This is a genomic window from Bradyrhizobium sp. 61, assembly GCF_023073075.1.
Taxonomy (GTDB): Bacteria; Pseudomonadota; Alphaproteobacteria; order Rhizobiales; family Xanthobacteraceae; genus Bradyrhizobium; species Bradyrhizobium barranii.
The window spans coordinates 14,521-31,813 of sequence record NZ_JADPIU010000005.1 but is presented as its reverse complement, the minus strand read 5'-3'; the positions used below and the strand labels follow the sequence as shown (position 1 = coordinate 31,813).

General features: G+C 64.9%; 19 protein-coding genes. 12 read left to right on the top strand and 7 right to left on the bottom strand.

Annotated elements, in window-relative coordinates:
- Positions 1-34: 34 nt before the first annotated feature.
- The 4 genes from IVB46_RS01445 (at position 35) to IVB46_RS44800 (ending at position 2,056) form a co-directional block, all read left to right on the top strand.
- On the top strand, positions 35-982 hold the full coding sequence (locus IVB46_RS01445) for a hypothetical protein (RefSeq protein ID WP_247457617.1): 948 nt from the start codon (positions 35-37) through the stop codon (positions 980-982).
- A gap of 168 nt (positions 983-1,150) precedes the next feature.
- Positions 1,151-1,582, top strand: coding sequence for a MerR family transcriptional regulator (locus tag IVB46_RS01440; RefSeq protein ID WP_247309968.1), 432 nt, complete (start codon positions 1,151-1,153; stop codon positions 1,580-1,582).
- Positions 1,515-1,934 carry a carboxymuconolactone decarboxylase family protein gene (locus tag IVB46_RS01435; protein ID WP_014495189.1) on the top strand — a complete coding sequence of 140 codons (420 nt, stop codon included), beginning with the start codon at positions 1,515-1,517 and terminating at the stop codon, positions 1,932-1,934. The genes IVB46_RS01440 and IVB46_RS01435 overlap by 68 nt, the downstream gene beginning before the upstream one ends.
- Complete coding sequence (locus IVB46_RS44800) at positions 1,931-2,056, top strand: hypothetical protein (protein WP_256376405.1); 126 nt, start codon at positions 1,931-1,933, stop codon at positions 2,054-2,056. The genes IVB46_RS01435 and IVB46_RS44800 overlap by 4 nt, the downstream gene beginning before the upstream one ends.
- Positions 2,057-2,262: 206 nt before the next feature.
- Here IVB46_RS44800 and rimO read toward each other — a convergent pair whose 3' ends face one another.
- Positions 2,263-3,588 carry a 30S ribosomal protein S12 methylthiotransferase RimO gene (gene rimO / locus IVB46_RS01430; protein WP_063983228.1) on the bottom strand — a complete coding sequence of 442 codons (1,326 nt, stop codon included), beginning with the start codon at positions 3,586-3,588 and terminating at the stop codon, positions 2,263-2,265.
- 112 nt (positions 3,589-3,700) lie between these two features.
- Here rimO and IVB46_RS01425 point away from each other — a divergent pair, with 112 nt between their 5' ends.
- The 5 genes from IVB46_RS01425 to IVB46_RS01405 all read left to right on the top strand — a co-directional run bounded on the left by IVB46_RS01425 (position 3,701) and on the right by IVB46_RS01405 (position 9,653).
- On the top strand, positions 3,701-4,291 hold the full coding sequence (locus tag IVB46_RS01425) for an ANTAR domain-containing protein (RefSeq protein WP_027559205.1): 591 nt from the start codon (positions 3,701-3,703) through the stop codon (positions 4,289-4,291).
- Entirely contained in the window at positions 4,288-5,451 is a 1,164-nt protein-coding gene (locus IVB46_RS01420; RefSeq protein ID WP_247309966.1) for a CmpA/NrtA family ABC transporter substrate-binding protein, read from the top strand. The genes IVB46_RS01425 and IVB46_RS01420 overlap by 4 nt, the downstream gene beginning before the upstream one ends.
- A 333-nt stretch (positions 5,452-5,784) precedes the next feature.
- Entirely contained in the window at positions 5,785-7,566 is a 1,782-nt protein-coding gene (locus IVB46_RS01415; protein ID WP_247309964.1) for a NirA family protein, read from the top strand.
- Positions 7,563-9,170: a sulfite reductase subunit alpha gene (locus IVB46_RS01410; RefSeq protein ID WP_247309962.1), complete on the top strand. Its 1,608-nt coding sequence runs from the start codon at positions 7,563-7,565 to the stop codon at positions 9,168-9,170. The genes IVB46_RS01415 and IVB46_RS01410 overlap by 4 nt, the downstream gene beginning before the upstream one ends.
- Positions 9,171-9,500: 330 nt before the next feature.
- Positions 9,501-9,653: a hypothetical protein gene (locus IVB46_RS01405; RefSeq protein WP_014495196.1), complete on the top strand. Its 153-nt coding sequence runs from the start codon at positions 9,501-9,503 to the stop codon at positions 9,651-9,653.
- Here the strand turns inward: IVB46_RS01405 and IVB46_RS01400 are convergent, their stop codons facing one another.
- From IVB46_RS01400 to pxpB, 3 genes are read right to left on the bottom strand one after another with little or no spacing between them, the layout of a single operon-like run.
- Positions 9,654-10,424: a 5-oxoprolinase subunit PxpA gene (locus IVB46_RS01400; RefSeq protein ID WP_247309960.1), complete on the bottom strand. Its 771-nt coding sequence runs from the start codon at positions 10,422-10,424 to the stop codon at positions 9,654-9,656. It lies immediately after the preceding gene.
- 32 nt (positions 10,425-10,456) lie between these two features.
- A complete protein-coding gene (locus IVB46_RS01395; RefSeq protein WP_247309958.1) occupies positions 10,457-11,494 on the bottom strand; it encodes a biotin-dependent carboxyltransferase family protein in 1,038 nt (345 codons plus the stop codon).
- On the bottom strand, positions 11,491-12,222 hold the full coding sequence (gene pxpB / locus IVB46_RS01390) for a 5-oxoprolinase subunit PxpB (RefSeq protein ID WP_247309956.1): 732 nt from the start codon (positions 12,220-12,222) through the stop codon (positions 11,491-11,493). The genes IVB46_RS01395 and pxpB overlap by 4 nt, the downstream gene beginning before the upstream one ends.
- Before the next feature lie 258 nt (positions 12,223-12,480).
- Here pxpB and IVB46_RS01385 point away from each other — a divergent pair, with 258 nt between their 5' ends.
- On the top strand, positions 12,481-13,179 hold the full coding sequence (locus tag IVB46_RS01385) for a ribonuclease activity regulator RraA (RefSeq protein ID WP_008129640.1): 699 nt from the start codon (positions 12,481-12,483) through the stop codon (positions 13,177-13,179).
- A gap of 18 nt (positions 13,180-13,197) precedes the next feature.
- Complete coding sequence (locus IVB46_RS01380) at positions 13,198-13,602, top strand: cupin domain-containing protein (protein ID WP_014495201.1); 405 nt, start codon at positions 13,198-13,200, stop codon at positions 13,600-13,602.
- 142 nt (positions 13,603-13,744) lie between these two features.
- Here the strand turns inward: IVB46_RS01380 and IVB46_RS01375 are convergent, their stop codons facing one another.
- Together IVB46_RS01375 and IVB46_RS01370 are read right to left on the bottom strand one after the other, a co-directional pair.
- On the bottom strand, positions 13,745-14,101 hold the full coding sequence (locus IVB46_RS01375) for a hypothetical protein (RefSeq protein WP_247309954.1): 357 nt from the start codon (positions 14,099-14,101) through the stop codon (positions 13,745-13,747).
- 180 nt (positions 14,102-14,281) lie between these two features.
- Positions 14,282-15,172 carry a DUF2147 domain-containing protein gene (locus IVB46_RS01370; protein WP_247309952.1) on the bottom strand — a complete coding sequence of 297 codons (891 nt, stop codon included), beginning with the start codon at positions 15,170-15,172 and terminating at the stop codon, positions 14,282-14,284.
- 225 nt (positions 15,173-15,397) lie between these two features.
- Here IVB46_RS01370 and IVB46_RS01365 point away from each other — a divergent pair, with 225 nt between their 5' ends.
- A complete protein-coding gene (locus tag IVB46_RS01365; RefSeq protein ID WP_247309950.1) occupies positions 15,398-16,384 on the top strand; it encodes a dienelactone hydrolase in 987 nt (328 codons plus the stop codon).
- Between the two features lie 16 nt (positions 16,385-16,400).
- On the opposite strand, the gene IVB46_RS01360 is transcribed toward IVB46_RS01365, so the two are convergent.
- Positions 16,401-17,183 (bottom strand): transporter substrate-binding domain-containing protein, encoded by a 783-nt coding sequence (locus IVB46_RS01360; protein ID WP_247309948.1) that lies wholly within the window; start codon positions 17,181-17,183, stop codon positions 16,401-16,403.
- Between the last annotated feature and the right edge of the window lie 110 nt (positions 17,184-17,293).

Genomic DNA, 17,293 nt, shown 5'->3' with positions numbered 1-17,293 from the left:
AAGAAGGCGGGACCAACCAGATAGTTTGAAGACCTTGTCCGATACGCCTTATCCAATCGACCTCGACAGCATTCGCGGCGCGTTTCCGCCGGGCATCGAGGCGCCATCCCTGCTGGTCGACTTTGCCGATTGGCTGAACGGGCGCCCGTGGGGCAGCGTCGGCCGTTTCTCCCTGCAAGGCCAGTTCTCCGATCAGGCGCCGATCTTCGACGGCAGTCCCTTGCGCGACAGGTTTTCACTGTTCATGCGGCTGCCGGATGGCTCGGCCGTCGGCGGCTGGTATGGCGCGGGTCTTGATCGCGACAATCCGCCGATCGTGGGGCTGGGCTCCGAGGGCGATTACGAGCTGCTCGCGCCGAGCCTCGACGGCTTGCTGGCGAAGCTGACGTCGCAGCAATTTGACAAGGCCTGGAGCGATCTCAAGCCGCATGACGAGGTCGAGTGCCAGACCGACGAGCTCGCGAAATGGCTTGCCGGGCAGCCGATCGGCGACAAGGCGGCATGTGACGACGGCGCCGCGGAGCTTCCCGACTTTCGCGGCTTCGTGGAAAAATGGAGCCGGGATCGCGAAGACTATTGGGCCAATCATCGCTTGATGGCCGAGCTCGGCTGGCGGCTCGCCGCGCATCTGCCCAAGGGCAAGAAGCCCTGGGACAAGACCCGCTTCGAGGTCGCGATCGTCGGCAAGCAGTACGAGGCCCGCGTCCTGACCCTCGGCCCGCAGCCGTTCGAGGAGGCCGCCTCGATCGAATCGCTGCTGCGCGATCTGCGCGAGGAGATGCGCAAGGCACAGCCCGAGCTCGGGCTGTGGCACGCGATGAAATTCGGCCTCTATGTTGACGGCCGCGTCATGCCGAACTTCGAATACGATGTGCGGCCGATCATCGGCGGCGAGCCGGCGCAGCTCTCCGAAGCAAAGGCCGATCTCGCGCGCGCCCCGCGCCCGGAGCGGTGGGTGCCGAAATGGCTGGCGGCATCCTGAAGCTCGGAATCCCGCGATGCTGCCGCCCAGCCGGCGCGCCGAAATCTTCTGCTGTCGTGCCAACTTGACCTCGCGGGAACGGCACCTTCGATCCCCTTGCGATCCCCCTTGACTTAGAGTGCGCTCGAAGGGGTATCTGTACGTGCGTCAGTACGAGAACGGGCACACATGAAGATCGGCGATCTCGCAAAACGAACCGGCTTGTCGACTCACACGTTGCGTTATTATGAGCGCGTCGGGCTGCTGCCATACGCAGACCGGGATCGTTCCGGCCAGCGTTACTTTGACGCATCGATCCTCACATGGATCGCATTCCTCGGTCGGCTCAAGACCACGGGAATGCCGATCCGGGACATGTTGCGTTATGCGGCGCTTCGTGATGAAGGCGATGCCACCGGGCCAGCCCGGCGGCAGATGCTGGAAATCCACCGGGAACAGGTTCGCACGCAGATTGCCGAACTCCAGGAATGCCTGCTCGTCCTTGATACCAAGATCGCCGGCTATGCCGGCGACGAACAGAGGACGAAGGAAAATGACGCACGCCCAAACACAAGCCGAAAGCCGCTTCGATCGCGGCCAGCGGGCCCTGTCACGCATTGACGGCAGAGCCGGCGAAAAGGTCGTCGCCTCACTCGCCGACATCGCTCCGGATTTCGCACGATACGTGATCGAGTTTCCCTTCGGCGACATTTACAGCCGCCCGGACCTCGGCCTGCGCGATCGAGAGATCGCGACGATCGCCGCGCTGACGGCGCTCGGAAATGCCGCGCCTCAGCTCAAAGTGCATATCGAGGCGGGTCTGAACGTCGGGCTGTCTCGCGACGAGATCGTGGAGATCATCATGCAGATGGCCGTCTATGCGGGCTTCCCGGCGGCGGTGAACGGGCTGTTCGCAGCCAAGGAGGTGTTTTCCGCGCATGACGGACGGCAGGCATCGGGAGAAGCGACATGACGAACTTCGAATACGATGTGCGCCCGACCATCGACGGCGAGCCCGCCAAGCTGACCGAAGCCCAGGCCGATCTCGCCCGCGCCCGACGCCCGGAGCGCTGGGTGCCGAAATGGCTGGTTTGACGGAGCTGTAGCCCAGCGGCGGTCTGCTCCCTGCAAGCTTGAGGCACAGAGGCTTCCACAGCGTCATGGCCGGGCTTGTCCCGGCCATCCACGCATTGCCCAGTGGCACGAAGAACGTGAATGCCCGGGACAAGCCCGGGCATGTCGACCTTCTTCATATCCGGTTGCAGCAACCCGCAAGAGAGGTGACGCGATCGTTGGCGCCGTCAGAACCCCGCGACGCTGCCGTGCAGGTCGTATTGGTCGGCACGCTCGATCTTCGCGGTGACGATCTCGCCGACGCGCAACGGGCGGCGGCTGGAGAGATAAACCGCGCCGTCAATCTCCGGCGCGTCGGCCTTGGAGCGGCCTTTTGAAACCGTCGGGCCGACCTCGTCGATGATGATCTGCTGGCGCGTGCCGACCTTGCGCTTCAGCCGGCGCGCGGAGATCTTCTGCTGGCGGGCCATCAGCGCGTTGTAGCGCTCCTGCTTGATCTCTTCGGGCACGGGGTTCTCGATCGCATTCGACGTCGCACCGGCAACCGGCTCGTATTTGAAGCAGCCGAGGCGATCGATCTCGGCCTCATCCAGCCAGTCGAGCAGATAGGCGAAATCGGCATCGGTCTCGCCGGGGAAGCCGACGATGAAGGTCGAACGCAAAGCGAGATCGGGACATTCCTCGCGCCAGCGCTTGATCCGCGCCAGCGTCTTGTCCTGCGCTGCAGGGCGCTTCATCGCCTTCAGCACCTCGGGGCTCGCATGCTGGAAGGGGATGTCGAGATAGGGCAGCACCTTGCCCTCGTTCATCAGCGCGATGACCTCGTCGACATGCGGGTATGGGTAGACATATTGCAGCCGGACCCAGGCACCGAGTTCGCCGAGCTCGCGCGCGAGGTCGAGGAATTTGGCGCGGACCTGGCGATCCTTCCACGGGCTCTCGGCGTATTTGAGATCGACGCCGTAGGCCGAGGTGTCCTGCGAGATCACCAGCAGCTCCTTGACGCCGGCACCGACGAGGCGTTCGGCCTCGCGCAGCACGTCATTGGCCGGACGCGAGACGAGATCGCCGCGCAGCTTCGGGATGATGCAGAAGGTGCAGCGGTTGTTGCAGCCCTCGGAGATCTTCAAGTAAGCGTAGTGGCGCGGCGTCAGCTTGATGCCCTGCGGCGGCACCAAATCGAGATGCGGATTGTGGGCGGGCGGCAGCGCGCGGTGCACGGCGTCCAGCACGCTCTCATATTGCTGCGGGCCGGTGATGGAGAGCACGCCGGGATAGGCTTGTTCGATTTGCTCGGGTTCCGCGCCCATGCAACCGGTCACGATCACCTTGCCGTTCTCGGCCATGGCCTCGCCAATCGCAGAGAGCGATTCCTGCTTGGCGCTGTCGAGGAAGCCGCACGTATTGACGATGACGATGTCCGCGCCGTCATGCTTGCGGGCGAGCTCGTAGCCCTCGGCGCGCAGGCGCGTGATGATGCGCTCGGAATCCACCAATGCCTTGGGACACCCGAGTGACACGAAGCTGACCTTGGGCGCAGCCGTCTGATCCATATCCAAATCTGCCTGATTGACAGGCCTGAGCTAGTCCCAATTGCCCATAATTACAACCCTTTGCATCGCCCTCCGGCATGCTATGGATGAATCGCCGGGTGGTGAGTGAGCTATGAGCGCCGAACAGTCGCCTAAAATCGTGATTGTCGACGAAAGCCCGATCCGGGCTGCGATCCTCGAGGAAGGGTTGCGGGAGGCCGGATTCACGCAGGTCGTCCATATCCGCGAGATGCAGAGCCTGCTCGCCCGTATTTATGCGGTGGATCCCGACATCATCCTGATCGATCTGGAAAACCCCAGCCGCGACGTGCTTGAGGCGATGTTCCAGGTCAGCCGCGCGGTGAAGCGGCCGATCGCGATGTTCGTGGACCAGAGCGATTCAGCCTCGATCCAGGCGTCCGTGGAGGCGGGAGTATCCGCCTACATCGTCGACGGGTTGAAGAAGGAGCGCATCAAGCCGATCCTCGACCTCTGCGTGTCCCGCTTCAACGCCTTCGCAAAACTCCAGGAGGAGCTGGAGCGCACCAAGTCGCAGCTCGAGGACCGCAAGATCATCGAGAAGGCCAAGGGAATTTTGATGAAGGTCAAGGGCCTCACCGAGGACGAGGCCTACGTGCTGCTGCGCTCCACGGCGATGCGCGAGAAGAAGAAAATCGGCGAGATCGCGCAGTCGATCATCACCGCGTCGGAGATGCTGAAATGACCGGTCCCCTCCGCATCGGGTTCATCCCGCTGGTCGATGCCGCCGCCCTGATCGTGGCCGTCGACAAGGGCTTTGCCGCCGCCGAAGGGCTCGAGGTCGAACTGGTGCGCGAGGTCTCCTGGTCCAACGTGCGTGACAAGCTCAATATCGGCCTGTTCGACGCCGCGCATCTGCTGGCGCCGGTGGCGATCGCGTCCTCGCTCGGGCTCGGCCACGTCAAGGTGCCGATCGCGGCGCCCTTCAACCTCGGTATCAACGGCAACGCGATCACGGTCTCGCCGGCGCTCCATGCCGCGCTGATGGAGGAGATCGACGGTGACCGCTTCGATCCGCTTGTCACGGCGAAAGCGCTGGCGAAGGTCGTCGCGAAGCGTCGCAAGCTAGGTGCCGATCCGCTGACCTTCGGCATGACCTTCCCGTTCTCGACCCACAATTACCAGCTCCGGTTCTGGATGGCGGCGGCCGGCGTCGATCCGGATGAGGATGTGCGCCTCGTGGTACTGCCGCCGCCCTACATGGTCGATAGCCTCGCCAATGGCCATGTCGATGCGTTCTGCGTCGGCGCGCCCTGGAATTCGGTCGCGGTCGATCTCGGCATCGGCCACATCCTGCATTTCGTCTCCGACATTCTCGTGCGCGCGGCTGAGAAGGTGCTGGCGGTTCGCCAGGTCTGGGCCGACAAGCATCCGGATGTGGTGGCAGCGCTGGTGCGCGCGGCCGTGAAGGGCGCCGAGTTCATCGAGAACCCCGCGAACCTGTCTGAGGCGGCGCGGATCCTGGCGCAGCCGGAACGGATCGGCGTCGATGCCGAAGTCATCCAGCGAACCCTCACCGGGCGCCTGAAGATTTCTCCCGACGGCACCCTCCGCGAGAGCGATCGCTATCTCCTGGTCGGACGCGAAGGGGCAGGGCGCCCCGATCCGGTTCAGGCGGCCTGGCTCTATGCGCAGATGGTGCGCTGGGGGCAGACCGCACTGACGCCGGACGGCGTCAAGACCGCGATGGCCGTGTTCAGGCCCGATCTCTACGACGCAGCCCTCGGTCAGCAATCGCCCGCTGAAGCCCCCGCGGCGTTCGGGGCATTTGCCGGCCCGGCTTTCGATCCCGGCAACATCCGGGGGCATCTGGAGGCCTTCGAGGTCGGACGCTGGAAGGCCTGATTCGGTCCTGCATTATTTTTGGGCGGACGAGATTGTCGGCTAAATTTTGGGCTGCCTGCTCGAATTTCATGAGAGTTCCGGACCGCGATTTTCCGGGCTCGTCTGTATCCATCTGAAATCAAAGCAATTTTCATTTCATCGAAGCTGGCACGCAACTTGTATGTTGCAGTGCGGCCAGCTTGTCACAGACGCCTGCTGAGCCAAGTCCCGCAGCAACGAAGCTGACCGGACCGTTGGGTGCGCAGCCGGCTTCTTGAGCCAGCCGAGTTCCTCGCGGGTCGCGCAATTTTCCGTCGATGCCACCCGGTGGCCGCAGGAGCTTCGTTACCGACCATGAAAATCGATACGCTCTCAGTCGACTTCTCCGACGAGCAGAAACGCTATCTCGAAGGCTTCACGACCGGTTTGCAGATCAGCCGGGTCGGTCGCGGTCTCGGCGGCAGCGCCGGCAAGGCCAATGCCGAGCCCACGGGCCCCGACGCCGTCCACATCAAGGCGCAGGACAAGGTCATCGCAGCCGGCAAGAAGCTCGCCGACCAGGAGAAGTTCAAGCGCGACGAGCATCCGTTCGATGCCTATCCGCGACTGCGGCAGCAGGCGCTCGACAACACGCCGCCGAGCCCTGCGGACAATTTCCGCTGGCGCTACTACGGCATCTTCTACGTCGCGCCGACGCAGGACTCCTACATGTGCCGGCTGCGCATCCCGAACGGCATCATGAAGCACTGGCAGCTGTCCGGCCTTGCCGATCTCTCCGACGATCTCTGCGGCCCGTACAGCCACGTCACGACGCGCGCCAATCTCCAGCTCCGCGAGATCCCGCCGAAGAATGCGATCAGGCTGATCGAGGGCATCCAGGACCTCGGCCTGTGCTCGCGCGGCTCCGGCGCCGACAACATCCGCAACGTGACGGGAACGCCGACCGCCGGCATCGATCCGCAGGAGCTGATCGATACGCGCCCCTATGCGCGTGAGTGGCACTACCACATCCTCAACGACCGCTCGCTCTACGGCCTGCCGCGCAAGTTCAACGTCGCCTTCGACGGCGCCGGCAGGATCGCGGTGCTGGAGGAAACCAACGACATCGCCTTCACCGCGTTCGAGGTGAAGGACGGTTTTGGCGTCGAGCCCGGAATTTGGTTCCGCCTTGGTCTCGGCGGCATCACCGGACACAAGGATTTCGCAAAGTACTCCGGCATCATCGTCAAGCCGGAGGAGGCCACCGCCGTCGCCGACGCCATCGTGCGCGTGTTCATCGATCACGGTGACCGCACCAACCGCAACAAGGCGCGTTTGAAATACGTGCTCGATGCCATGGGCCATGACGGTTTCCTTAAACTCGTCGAGGAGCGGCTGAAGACGCCGTTCACGCGCGTGCCGGAAGAGGCGTTTGCGCCGCGGCCGGCCGCGGACCGCATGGCGCATATCGGCGTGCACAAGCAGAAGCAGGACGGCTTGAACTGGATCGGCATCTCGCTGACGCTCGGCAAGATCAGCTGCGATCAGATGCGCGGTTTGGCCAAAGTGGCGCAGGACCTCGGCGACGGCGAGATCCGCCTGACCGTCTGGCAGAACCTGCTGATATCGGGCGTGCGCGACGAGAATGTCGAGCTCGCCATTGCGGCGATCAAGCAGATCGGGCTCGCGGTCGAGGCCTCGCACATCCGCGCCGGCCTGATCGCCTGCACCGGCAGTGCCGGCTGCCGTTTCGCGGCTTCCAATACCAAGCGCAATGCCGCCGAGATCGGCGACTGGTGCGAGCCGCGCGTCGCCATGGACAAGCCGGTCAACATCCACGTCACCGGCTGCCATCATTCCTGCGCGCAGCATTACATCAGCGACATCGGCCTGATCGGAGCGCGCGTGCCGATCAACGACGAAGACACGGTGGACGGCTATCACCTCTTCACCGGCGGCGGGTTCGGTCCCGATGCGGATGTCGGGCAGGAGGTCTATCACGACCTCAAGGCCGAAGACGCGCCGAAGACGGTCGAGGGACTGCTCAAGGCCTATATCGCCCACCGCTCGTCGCCCGACGAGACCTTCCTGTCCTTTGCGCGCCGCCATGATGGCGAAACGCTGCGCAAGCTTGCCGATGCACAGGTGTCCGCATGAACCAGATCACCCCTCCGCCGAAACTCGACATCATTCCCGCCAGCGCCCCGTTCTCCGACGCGCAGCGCTCATGGCTCAACGGCTTCTTTGCCGGACTGCTGTCGCCTGATGTGGCCACGCCGTTGTCGGCCGAGCAGGGCGCCGCCGTCATGCAAGCCGGTGACGGCGACGACGGTGAAGCGCCATGGCACGACCAGACCATGCCGATCGCGGACCGGATGAAGCTCGCCGAAGGCCGTCCCGTGCGCCGCAAGATGATGGCCGCGATGGCGCAGCAGGATTGCGGCCAGTGCGGCTACAATTGCCACGACTATTCGGAGGCGATCGCCACCCGCAGCGAAGCACGGCTCAATCTCTGCGTCCCCGGCGGCAAGGAAACCGCGCGGATGCTGAAGTCGCTGTACGAGGAGCTGGACAAGGCGCCGGCGGCCAAGGCGGCCGACAAGGTGGATGCGGTGGCGGCGCCGGCCGTGACGGTGACGATCGCCGAGCCCGGCCGCTCGCGCGACAATCCGATCGCGGCGACATTCCTGTCGCGGCGCCTGCTCAACAAGGGGAAGTCGGAGAAAGAGACCTATCACGTCGAGTTCGATCTCGCCGAGAGCAAGCTCGACTATGTCGTTGGCGATAGTTTTGGCGTGTTCGCACGCAATGAGGTCGGCCTCGTCGATCAGATCATCGCGCTGCTGGGCGCCTCCCACACCACCAAGGTCAACGGCAAGACGCTGCGCGAGGTGCTGATCGACGACGTCTCGCTGTCGCCGGCGCCCGACACGCTGTTCGAGCTGATCTCCTTCATCACCGGCGGCGCGCAGCGCGAGAAGGCGCGGGCGCTGGCGCAGGGCGAGGATCCCGATGGCGACGCCGCCACGCTCGACGTCATGGCGGCGCTCCAGAAGTTTTCGGGCACGCGGCCGCATCCGGAGGCCTTCGTCGAGGCGCTGGAGCCGCTCCAGCCGCGGCTGTATTCGATCTCGTCCTCGCACAATGCGACGCCCGGAAAGCTGTCGCTGACGGTGGACTCCGTGCGTTACGTCATCGGCAAGCGCAAGCGGATCGGCGTGGCCTCGACCTTCCTCGGCGAACGCATCGCCGAAGGCGAAAAGCTCAAGGTCTATGTGCAGAAGGCACACGGTTTCGGCCTGCCGCAGGATCCGAAGACGCCTGTCATCATGATCGGCCCCGGCACCGGCATCGCGCCGTTCCGCGCCTTCCTGCTCGACCGCAAGGCGACCGGCGCGCCCGGCAAGAACTGGTTGTTCTTCGGCCATCAGCGCAGCGATTGCGATTTCTTCTACCAGGAAGAGCTCAATGCGATGAAGACCTCGGGGCTGCTGACGCGCATGTCGCTGGCCTGGTCGCGCGACGGCGAGAAGAAGTTCTATGTGCAGGACCGCATGCGCGAGGTCGGCCGCGAGGTGTGGACCTGGCTCGCCGAAGGCGCGCATCTCTACATCTGCGGCGATGCCAAGCGCATGGCGAAGGACGTCGAGCGCGCACTGGTCGACATCGTCGCGCAATTCGGGGCACGTTCGACGGATGAGGCCGTCAGTTTTGTCGCCGAGCTCAAGAAGACGGGCCGCTTCCAGGCTGACGTCTACTAAGGCGCGAGCCGATCAGCGCAAATCGTCCCGGCGGCGCAACCGCCGGGCGTCGCGCCACTGGGCCGCTTCTACTGTGCATGGGGTTGTTTTCGACAATTTTGTTTGGAGGGGTCTGAATGCCTCCGCCCGACTGTCATCCCACCGTCATCCGGGCCGGTTCCAGCTGGCTCGGATCTTAACGAATAAGATTCTCGGAACCCTCGGGTGCAGAGAATTTGCGCCTGCGACGGGGCGCCTTCAGAGAACCTCCATCGCTATTTTCTCCGCCATCTTGCCTCCCGCCAGGGTTGATCCTTCATACTCCCACAAATGGGGCGTTGGAGATCGACCATGCGCGAACTATCGGCGGAAGCCAGGCTGCACTTCTACGCGCGCTCGCTCTCGCGTCGGACCGGGGCGAGCATGCACCACGTTGGGCTCTACAGCGCCTTCGCGGTCATCGCGGCCATCGTGTTCGGCACGCTCTCGGTGCACCCGTTCTGATTACGCCCCGCGCTTGAACGGCGCGACCTCGATCCCCGCATCATTCAACGCCTGACGTAGCGTGCGCGCGATCTCGACAGCGCCGTGCGTGTCACCGTGGATGCACACCGTGTCCGTGCGCATCTTGATCACCTTGCCCGTCACCGACACCACCGCGCCGTCCTGCACCATGCGCACCACGCGATCGGCAATCGCCTTGGCATCGTGCAGCACCGCGCCGGGCTTCTTGCGCGAGACGAGGTTGCCGTCGTCCTCATAGGCGCGGTCGGCGAACACCTCGTGCACCATCGGCAGATTGGCGTCTTCGCCGGCCTTCACCAGCTTCGAATTGGCGAGCACGACGAAGATCAGGCTCGGGTCGACCGCCCTAATGCCGGCGGCGATCGCCTTGGCCGTCATGTCGTCCTCGCAGGCGACGTTGGAGAGCGCGCCGTGCGCCTTCACATGCGTGACCTTGTGGCCGGCTGCGGTCGCGATCGCCTGCAACGCGCCGATCTGGTAGGCGACGAGGTTCTCGATCTCGGAGGCCTTCAGGCCCGCGATCGGATGCCGGCCGAAACCGTGCAGGTCGCGGTATCCGGGATGGGCGCCGACCGAGACGCCGCGCGCCTTCGCGAGCTCGACCGTCCGGCGCATGATGTCGGGGTCGCCGGCATGGAAGCCGCAAGCGACGTTGACCGAGCTGGCAAGGTCGATCATCGCGGCATCGTTGCCCATCTCCCACGCGCCAAAACCTTCGCCGAGGTCGCAATTGAGATCGATCGTCTTCATGGGGTGCTCTCCGCCTCTGGTCGTCTTGTGGCTTACGGCTCCGCCGTGACCTGCCAGGTCCCGGCATCCACGGCGCTCACCGCATAGCCCGCGACATTAGCATCGCTGAGCGCCTCGATGTTCAGCTCGACGGTGTCGGAAGAGCGCAGGCGATCGGGCAGGTTGCGGATGAGTTGCGCGAACTTGCGCGCCTCCTCCTGCGCCTCGGCCATGGTGACCTCGAGGAAGCGGAACGCGGTTCCCGCCGAGGTCTGTGCGAGGCGGCCGACATCAGCCGTGATCACGGTTGCGATCTTCGGATAGCCGCCGGACGTGCCGCGATCCATCATCAGCGCGATCGGCGAGCCGTTGCCGGGGACCTGGATGCTGCCGTTGACGGTACCATCGGAGACGATGTTGTGGCCATGCAGATGCTTGATCGCCGGGCCTTCGAGCCGGTAGCCCATGCGGTCGGAGGTCGCCGAGATCTTCCACTCGCTATCAAGGAACAGCGCCTTGTTGGCGTCGTCGAACTCGTCGTCCTGCGGTCCGAGCAGGACGCGGATCGGACCTGTTGCAGGCTTCGGCAGCTCGATGCGCAGCTCGGGCGCGCCGCTTGCGGCATCAACTGTGAATTCATCGCCGGCCTGCAGCGGGCGCGGGTAGGGGCTGCCGAGGCCGGCGCGGGCGTTCACCGCAAGGCTGCCGAACACCAGTTCGCCTTTGATCCCGCCTTCGATCGCCAGATAAGTGAACGCGCCGCCGCGGGCAAAGCCCAGCGTCAGCGTCTCGCCGTCCTTGAGCGTCACTGACGTGTCCATGGCCACCGGCTTACCGGCGACGTCCGCATTGCGCGGCGCGCCTGATATCGCGACGCGCACGGCGCCGTCTTTGGCAGTGAACGTGGCGCCGAAGGGGCCGATCTCGACGACGGCCGCGAACGGCTCGTTGCCGACCAGCGTGTTCGCTGCCGCCAGCGACAGACGGTCCATCGCCCCGCTGACCGTCAGGCCGTAGCGCTGCGCGCCGTGGCGGCCGCCGTCCTGAACGGAGCTTGCGGGACCGATGCTGGCGATCACGAGCCGGCTCATGCGACCACCTGCTCGGCGATGATCTCTCCGGCCTCGGCGGCGCGATCCTGTTCCTCGAAGGTCTTGTGGTCGATGGCAAAAAACGTCACGCGATCACCGGGTTCGGTGAGAAAGGTCGGATTCCGGTGGAGTTGATAGGTTCTGACGGGCGTGCGGCCGAGCAGGTGCCAGCCGCTTGGCGCGGCCAGGCACTGGATGCCGGCCTGGATGCCGCCGATCGAGATCGTGCCGGCGGGCGTGAACAGCCGCGGGCTCTGCCGCCGCGACATGTGCAGCGATTTGTCGAGGCCGCTGAGATAGGACCAGCCCGGGGTGAAACCGATCATGGCGACGCGGTAGTCGCCGGCGACGTGACGGGCGACGATGTCGTCGGGCGTGGTGTTCAGCGCCTTGGCGACATCCTCGAGGTCGATACCGTGTTCGCCGCCATAAGCGACGGGAATGCGCCAGCGCCGTGCCTTCGTGGCCGGCGGCAGCGGCTGGCTGGCGAGCGCAAGCAGCTTTTCGCCGAGCGCGTCGAAGCCGATCTTGCCGGGATCGTAGTTCACCAGCAGCGAGCGATAGGTCGGAACGGTCTCGGTGATGCCGTCGATGGGGCTTGCTGCGAGCGCCTTGTCAAGCGCGAGCACGCGCTCGTTGGCGGCGTCATCGATGGTGCGGCTGAATTCGACCGTGACGGCGCTGTCGCCACTGGGCAGAAGGCGGGGCGGGGGAAGCGTCGCGGCCATGAGCTGTCGAAGGGCTGTCGAAATCGGGCTTCTCAGGAAATGCGGGCTCAGCCTTGAGTTCCGCTTTTCCTTGCTTCGCGTAAATGCGCCCGCAAGTCCAATAAATTAATGCAAGGGGAAACGATAAAGCGTTGTTATCGCGTCGCATAACAGCCCAGCGGCCCTGCGTTCTTGCTGGCTCTTTGGCCCTTGACGCAAGGGCTGCGGCTCGCAAGATGCGCGCGTTCTTTCCCGCCCATCCGGAGCTCGTTCTCGTCCATGTCGCTGTCCCCCGAAGCCCGCAAGACCCTCGCCGGCATCACCACTGCCACCATCACCACGGTCCTGCTGAAGAAGGGCCTGCGCAACGTGTGGATGCGCGGCGCGCGTCCGCTGCGCCCGGGCCTGCCGCGCCTGGTCGGGCCGGCCTTCACGCTGCGCTTCGTGCCGGCGCGCGAGGATCTGGCGACGCCGGAATCCTGGTCCTCGCCGATCTCGACGCGCACCGCGATCGAGGCGATGCCGGACGGCTGTATTGCCGTGGTCGACGCCATGGGCATCACCGATGCCGGCATTTTCGGCGACATTCTCTGCGCGCGCATGATGAAACGCGGCGTGACCGCACTCGTCACTGACGGCGTGGTGCGGGACGTCGAGGGCGTGCTCGGCACCAATCTTCCGGTGTGGTGTGACGGCTATGCCGCGCCGCCGTCGGTTGCAGGCCTCACCTTCGTCGGCTGGGGCGAGCCGATCGGCTGCGGCGGCGTTGCGGTGTTCCCGAACGACATCGTGGTCGCCGACCAGGACGGCTGCGTGCTGATCCCGCAGGCGATGCTCGATCACGTGCTCAATGAGGGCGTCGAGCAGGAGCGCATGGAAGCCTGGATCGTCAACGAGGTGAACAACGGCGCGGTGTTGCCGGGCCTCTATCCCATGAACGCCGAAACCAAGGCGCGCTACGCCGCCAGCAAGAAGTAACAGGAAACGAGGTATCCCATGGAAATCACCGTCGCAGGCACGCGGCCGACCCGCCGCGCGCCCAAGGAAAATTTTACGGGCACCGTGTTGCAGGACCCGGTGATCATGGCGCCGGCGCCGGCGCGGCTGAACTGCTCGCGCGTTACCTTTGAGCCGGGCGCGCGCACCAACTGGCATCACCATCCGCTTGGGCAGACGCTCTACGTGATTTCGGGCGTCGGCCGCGTCCAGACCAAGGGTGGCCCCGTCAAGGAGATCCGTCCCGGTGACACCGTCTGGATTCCGCCGGGTGAACTGCACTGGCACGGCGCCTCGCCCAACAACAGCATGTGCCACATCGCCATGCAGGAGGCGCTCGACGGCGTCTATTCGACCTGGCTGGAGCCGGTGACCGACGCGGAGTACGGCGCGGCGCTGGGCTAATCTCTCGTGCCCCGGATGCAATGCAGCGCGTAAGCGCGGCGTTGCTGATCCGGGGCCCGCAAGCTTCCTCAAAGCAAGTGCCCTTAGGTCCCGGCTCAGCGCAGCAACGCTGCGCGTTGCAGCGCGTCCGGGACGCAGCAAATCACATCCGTTCCGCGGTCCACGTGCCCGTGCACAGGGGGCCGCGCCATGTGCCGGAGCCTGAAGCGCCGCTGAGCCGGCCGAAGCCGACGGCGCGTTTGATCCCGGTGCTCAAGGTGACGTTGATGCTGCCGGCATCGGCCACGCGGCCGGATGCTGAAACCACAGCGCTGCTCGATGCGATCTGACCGTTGCTGATGCCGATCGAGACCGTTGCACCGTTACCGCAAGTCTCGCTCGATGATGAGATGCGGACATTCCATGCGCCGTCGAAGGTGGAGGTCGCCGCGCCCGCCTGCGTCAGCGGGACGGCGATGGCGACAATGCTGGCGAAGAGACCTTTGCGAAATCCGTTCATGACACGCCCCGTTGGTTGACCATGGGGGGATCGTGGCATGAGCGCGGAACCCGCGATGTGAGGGCTGTCACGTGCGCAAGGGGCTCCGTGAGGTGGCGCACTCCGCAAAGAGATCGCGGACAAAAGCAAAGGGGCCCGGATCGCGGGCCCCTCGTCTCGGTTCGAACGTCGAAGTCGGACTCAGTTCACGCGCGTCCAGGTCTGGCCGCCGCAGAACATGCCGCCGAAGGCGCAGCCCTGCACGCGCAGGCGGTCGGTGCCCTTCATCGCGATCGTGGAATCGTAGGTCGAGCCGGAGTTGGGATCGAGTATGCGGCCGGACCATTTCTGATCCTTGTTCTGGTCCTTGGCGGGTTTCATGTTGATGAGGACCTGTTCGCCGTTCTGGTTCGATTTGCTGTCGACCGAATAGCCGCAGAGATTGCTGCCGCATTGCTCGATGCGGACCTTGCCTTCCTTTTCCTCGGTGAGCCAGATGCCGAGCGGTGAATTGAGATCGCGCGCGGGCGCGGCTGCGGGAGCCGGGGGAGCGACGGCGGCGGCCTGAACAGGTGCGGGTGACGGGGCAGGCGCAGGAGGCGGCGCCGGGGGGGCAGCAGCCACAGTCGGGGCCGGCGGCGGCGCCACGGCGGGCGCTGCCTGCTGCCCGACCGGAGCGGGCGCCGGAGGTGGTGCAGGTGGCGGCAACACGGCCGTTTCGGCCGGCGCGTTGCTGGCGGTTGCGGACGGCGGCGGAGCGGACGGGGGCGGAACTGCTGCGGCCGGCGCTGCAGCGGCGGGCGCCTGTTCGGTTGCGGGCGGCGCTGCGGCTGGGGCGGGAACTGGCGCCGGAGCGGCCGGCGGTTGCGGATCAACCTTGGCCTGTTGCGGCGCCTGCTGGCCCGGGGTCGTCTCGTTCTTCTTGGCTTTCTTCGCCTTGCCCTGGCCGGTGTTATCGTAGACGCCGGGGATCTGCACCGTGCCGCGGTCCGGATCGATGCGGATGGTGCGCCCGCCATATTCGAAAGTGTACTGCGCCTGAGCAGCGGTGCTCGCCAAAAGGAATGCGGCCGTGGCCAACAGCTTCCTCATTTCCGTCTCCTGAACAGCTGGTCCCCGTACCAACGCTTACGCGTCGGTTCGATCGCAAAAAGTGATCTAGATCACTGTTGTCCGTATGAGTCGTGCTCCAGCGGGTTCGGGTTCAATAACGCCGGACTCCGTCCAGAGTTGGACGGCGGCGCGGCGCACCTCTGGACGGGGTATGGGATGTGCAGGTACAACCGTTGTGGTTGAAGCTTCCGAAAGCACACGCTGATGTTCCGGCCGCGGCTTGGCGGACTTGTTCTAATCGTGGTCGCTTGCCTTGCTGCGACGCTGGCGCACGCGGCTGGGCTCCGGTTTATCGAAGTGCCGGCGGACGGCAGCGGCCCCGCGCTCACGGGCATGGTGTGGACACCTTGTGCGGCGCCGCCCTCCGAGGTCGTTCTGGGCGGCGGTGTCGTCCTGCCGGGTGTGAAGGATTGTCCGGTAGCGGGCAGTCGACTGCCGCTGATCGTCATGTCGCACGGACGGCGCGGCACGTTTTTGGGCCACGTCGACACGGCGGCCGCGTTGGCCGATGCCGGCTTCGTGGTCGCCGCGATCAATCACCCGGGCGACACTGCCAGGGACGCCAGCCGGACCGATGAGTTCTCCGTCCTGGTCGAGCGTCCCGCCGACATGAAGCGGCTTGCGGATTTCATGCTCGGCGCCTGGAAGGAAGCGGCGGTCCTGGACCCCAAGCGGGTTGGTTTGTTCGGGTTCTCGCGCGGCGCCTATACCGGTCTCGTTGTGATCGGCGGCAACCCCGATTTCGGCGCGCTCGCTCCGCTTTGCGACGGAGATGCAGCCACGACGCCAAAATGCCAGGCCATTCGCGATGGCCTTGTGCCAACAGAGGCGGCCGTACACGACTCCCGCATCAGAGCCGCCGTGCTGGCGGATCCGCCGCTTTATGAAGGCCTTTTTAACCGGGAGCGCCTCGCCAATGTGACGATCCCGATTCTCTTGTGGCGTTCGGCGCTCGGCGGCGACGGTGTCGTGCCCGCTTCAGTCGATACGCTGGAACAAATGCTTCCCGCGCGCCCTGACTTCCGGATCGTGCCGAACTCGTCGCACTTTTCCTTTCTTGCGCCATGTCCGCCCAAGCTGGCCGAAGCCGCGCCGATCCTGTGCACTGATCCGCCCGGGTTCGACAGGGAAGCGTTTCACAGCGCCTTCAACGACGCGGCCGTGAGCTTCTTCCGCAAGCATCTGGAGTGACGGACAAGATCGGTCGCTAGTCGAACCAGGCGGCGTAGATCTTCCTGTAGCTGCCGTCTTCCATCGAGATGTGCAGCCACTGGTCGACGAAAGCCTTCAGCGCCATGTCGCGCTGGAGCCAGTAGGCCTTCTCCGAGAAGTCGAACGGCTTTTCGGGATGCACCGCGCAGAGCACGCCGGAATGCTGCTTCTGCTGGTAGCGGGTCTCTGAGGCGTCCGTCATCATCAAATCGGCGTTGCCCTTGGCGATCTCGTCGAAGATCACGGTGTTGTCGGGGAAGACGTTGATCTCGGCATCCTTGATGTTGGCGCGCGCGAACCGCTCATTGGTGCCGCCGGGATTGACGATGACGCGGGTGCCCTTCTTGTCGATGTCGGAGATGGTCTGGTACTTGCCGACGTCGGCGCAGCGTGCGATCGGCGTCTTGCCTTCACGCATGATCGGCATCGAGAAGAAGCCCTTCCTCTGCCGGTCGAGCGTGACCGAGACGCCACCCATGGCGATGTCGAACTGGTCGGCCTCGAAGTCCTTCATGAGCTTCGGCCAGGCCGTCGGCACGAATTCGACCTTGACGCCGAGTGCCTTGCCGAGCGCCTCCGCCATGTCGACGTCGAAGCCGTTGAACTGCTGCGTCGCCTTGTCCAGATAGGTGAAAGGCTTGTAGTCGCCGGTCATGCCGACGCGCAAAGTGCCGCGCTTGACGATCTCGTCGAGGCGCGATGGCGCCGGCTGCTGTGCATATGCCGAAAAGTTCGCCAGCAGGACCGCGGCCAAAGCCGCCACGATTCGAACGATCATCTCTTTTCCACCCATGCCCGAGCTGTCATTGTGCAGCTCTTGAAACTTGGATTTAGACCAGATGCCCGTCGCTGGCGAGGCGGAATTGAAGGGAATTTTGGGGTGACGAT

Excerpts from the sequence above, each read along its gene's own strand:
- IVB46_RS01360 (WP_247309948.1), bottom strand. The coding sequence starts at position 17,183 with ATGATCGTTCGAATCGTGGCGGCTTTGGCCGCGGTCCTGCTGGCGAAC.
- IVB46_RS01375 (WP_247309954.1), bottom strand. The coding sequence starts at position 14,101 with ATGAACGGATTTCGCAAAGGTCTCTTCGCCAGCATTGTCGCCATCGCC.
- IVB46_RS01405 (WP_014495196.1), top strand. The coding sequence starts at position 9,501 with ATGCGCGAACTATCGGCGGAAGCCAGGCTGCACTTCTACGCGCGCTCG.
- IVB46_RS01400 (WP_247309960.1), bottom strand. The coding sequence starts at position 10,424 with ATGAAGACGATCGATCTCAATTGCGACCTCGGCGAAGGTTTTGGCGCG.
- IVB46_RS44800 (WP_256376405.1), top strand. The coding sequence starts at position 1,931 with ATGACGAACTTCGAATACGATGTGCGCCCGACCATCGACGGCGAGCCC.
- IVB46_RS01435 (WP_014495189.1), top strand. The coding sequence starts at position 1,515 with ATGACGCACGCCCAAACACAAGCCGAAAGCCGCTTCGATCGCGGCCAG.
- IVB46_RS01425 (WP_027559205.1), top strand. The coding sequence starts at position 3,701 with ATGAGCGCCGAACAGTCGCCTAAAATCGTGATTGTCGACGAAAGCCCG.
- IVB46_RS01385 (WP_008129640.1), top strand. The coding sequence starts at position 12,481 with ATGTCGCTGTCCCCCGAAGCCCGCAAGACCCTCGCCGGCATCACCACT.
- IVB46_RS01415 (WP_247309964.1), top strand. The coding sequence starts at position 5,785 with ATGAAAATCGATACGCTCTCAGTCGACTTCTCCGACGAGCAGAAACGC.
- pxpB (WP_247309956.1), bottom strand. The coding sequence starts at position 12,222 with ATGGCCGCGACGCTTCCCCCGCCCCGCCTTCTGCCCAGTGGCGACAGC.
- IVB46_RS01380 (WP_014495201.1), top strand. The coding sequence starts at position 13,198 with ATGGAAATCACCGTCGCAGGCACGCGGCCGACCCGCCGCGCGCCCAAG.
- rimO (WP_063983228.1), bottom strand. The coding sequence starts at position 3,588 with ATGGATCAGACGGCTGCGCCCAAGGTCAGCTTCGTGTCACTCGGGTGT.
- IVB46_RS01395 (WP_247309958.1), bottom strand. The coding sequence starts at position 11,494 with ATGAGCCGGCTCGTGATCGCCAGCATCGGTCCCGCAAGCTCCGTTCAG.
- IVB46_RS01370 (WP_247309952.1), bottom strand. The coding sequence starts at position 15,172 with ATGAGGAAGCTGTTGGCCACGGCCGCATTCCTTTTGGCGAGCACCGCT.
- IVB46_RS01420 (WP_247309966.1), top strand. The coding sequence starts at position 4,288 with ATGACCGGTCCCCTCCGCATCGGGTTCATCCCGCTGGTCGATGCCGCC.
- IVB46_RS01440 (WP_247309968.1), top strand. The coding sequence starts at position 1,151 with ATGAAGATCGGCGATCTCGCAAAACGAACCGGCTTGTCGACTCACACG.
- IVB46_RS01410 (WP_247309962.1), top strand. The coding sequence starts at position 7,563 with ATGAACCAGATCACCCCTCCGCCGAAACTCGACATCATTCCCGCCAGC.
- IVB46_RS01365 (WP_247309950.1), top strand. The coding sequence starts at position 15,398 with ATGTTCCGGCCGCGGCTTGGCGGACTTGTTCTAATCGTGGTCGCTTGC.